Source organism: Caldimonas sp., assembly GCF_046289365.1.
In the GTDB taxonomy this organism is placed as follows: domain Bacteria; phylum Pseudomonadota; class Gammaproteobacteria; order Burkholderiales; family Burkholderiaceae_C; genus Caldimonas.
In genome coordinates, this window is the sequence record NZ_JBKBVU010000322.1 from 1 (window position 1) to 2,263 (window position 2,263).

2 protein-coding genes are annotated in these 2,263 nt (G+C 72.8%); both read left to right on the plus strand.

What is annotated here, in order from left to right:
- The first annotated feature begins 100 nt into the window (after positions 1-100).
- Positions 101-1,006, plus strand: a complete 906-nt coding sequence (locus ACK42S_RS17600; protein WP_409710669.1) for a 2-hydroxy-3-oxopropionate reductase — start codon at positions 101-103, stop codon at positions 1,004-1,006.
- Between the two features lie 24 nt (positions 1,007-1,030).
- On the plus strand, positions 1,031-2,263 hold a 1,233-nt coding region (locus ACK42S_RS17605), incomplete at its 3' end, for a glycerate kinase (RefSeq protein ID WP_409710672.1).

Genomic DNA, 2,263 nt, shown 5'->3' on the forward strand with positions numbered 1-2,263 from the left:
ACAAGCCCGCTTCCACCACCGAGGCCGGCCTGGGCTGGCGGGCCGCGCTGGCCCGCTGAGCGCTCAGCACCCCCTCTCTTCATCGACCAAGGAGCACGACATGACTTCCCACCCCCTGCGCATCGGCTTCATCGGCCTGGGCATCATGGGCACGCCCATGGCCGGCCACCTCATCAAGGCCGGACACCAGCTCTTCGTCTACACCCGCGGCAAGGTGCCAGCCGAAATCGCCGCGAGCTCGGCCACCCAGTGCCTGAATGCGCGCGGTGTGGCCGAGCGCGCCGACATCATCATCACGATGGTGCCCGACACCCCCGACGTGGCCGACGTTCTCTTTGCCGAGCAGGGCGTGGCCATGGGCCTGAGCCCGGGCAAGATCGTCGTGGACATGTCCTCGATCTCGCCGGTGGAGACCAAGGACTTCGCCCGCCGCATCGAGGCCCTGGGCTGCGAGTACCTCGACGCGCCGGTCTCCGGCGGCGACGTGGGGGCGCGCAATGCCACGCTGTCCATCATGGTGGGCGGCAAGCCCGAGGTCTTCGAGCGCGTGCGGCCGGTGTTCGAGCTGCTGGGCAAGAACATCACGCTCGTGGGCGGGCATGGCGACGGTCAGACCTGCAAGGTGGCCAACCAGATCGTGGTGGCGCTCACCCTCCATGCCGTGGCTGAAGGCCTGCTGTTCGCGGCGCGCGCCGGCGCCGACCCGGCCAAGGTGCGACAGGCCCTGATGGGCGGGCTGGCCACCTCGCGCATCCTGGAAGTGCATGGCGAGCGCATGATCAAGCGCAGCTTCGCCCCGGGCTTTCGCATCGCGCTGCACCAGAAGGACCTCAACCTCGCGCTGAGCGCCGCCAAGTCGCTGGGCCTGGCCCTGCCGGCCACCGCTGCGGCTCAGCAGCTCTTCAGCGCCTGCGTGGCCCACGGCGGTGCGGGCTGGGACCACTCGGGCCTGGTGCGCGCGCTGGAGCAGCTCAACCACTTCGAGATCGGCGCCCAGGCCGGCTGACACATGCCATTCGACGAGGCCCCGATGTCCCCTGCCCCGCCCCATCCGCTGCTGCGGCGCCTGTTCGACGCCGCCGTCGCCTCGGCCCAGCCTGCGCTGTGCGTGCCGCCCCACCTGCCCTCACCCGCTTCGCTCGGGCGCGGTCGCCTGATCGTCGTAGGGGCCGGCAAAGCCTCGGCCGCGATGGCCCAGGCCGTCGAGCGCCACTGGGCCGGCGCGGTGTCGGGCCTGGTCGTCACGCGCTATGGCCACGCCGTGCCCTGCGAGCACATCGAGATCGTCGAAGCCGCCCACCCGGTGCCCGACGCTGCGGGCCTGGCGGCTGCGCAGCGCATCCTGCGTATCGTGGAGGGCCTGAGCGAGCACGACCTCGTGCTGTGCCTGATCTCCGGCGGCGGCTCGGCCCTGCTGCCCCTGCCGCTGCCGGGCCTGACGCTGGCCGACGAGCAGGCCGTGAACCGCGCGCTGCTGGCCAGCGGCGCCAGCATCGGCGAGATGAACTGTGTGCGCCGGCATCTGTCGGCCCTCAAGGGCGGACGGCTCGCCGCCGCCTGCCACCCCGCCCGGGTGCTCAGCCTCGTCCTGTCGGACGTGCCGGGCGACCATCCCATCGACATCGCTTCGGGCCCCACCGTGGCCGACCCGACCACCTGCGAGGACGCCCTGGCCGTCGTGCGGCGCCATCGCATCGAGCTGCCGCCGGCCGTGCGCGAGGTGCTGGAAAGCGGCGCCGGCGAATCGATCAAGCCCGACGACCCGCGCCTGGCGCGTGCGCAGACCCGGCTCGTGGCCACCCCCCAGCAGGCCCTCGAAGCCGCTGCCGCCGTGGCCCGGCAGGCCGGTTATGCGGTGCACATCCTGGGCGATGCCCTGGAGGGTGAAGCCCGTGATGTCGGCAAGGTGCTGGGCGGCATCGCGCGGCAGGTGGCCGAGCGCGGCCAGCCCTTCAGTGCACCGTGCGTGCTGCTGTCCGGCGGCGAGACCACCGTGACGGTGCGCGGCGACGGCCGCGGCGGCCGCAACGTCGAATGCCTGCTGTCGCTGGCCCTGGCCGTGCAGGGCCATCCGCGCATCCACGCGCTGATGGCCGACACCGACGGCGTGGACGGCCAGGAGGAGATCGCCGGCGCGACCATTGGACCGGACACGCTGGCGCGCGCCTGGGCCGCCGGGCTGCGGCCCGCCGACCACCTGGCCCGCAACGACGGGCACGGCTTCTTCGAGGCCCTGGGCGACGAGATCCGCACCGGCCCCACG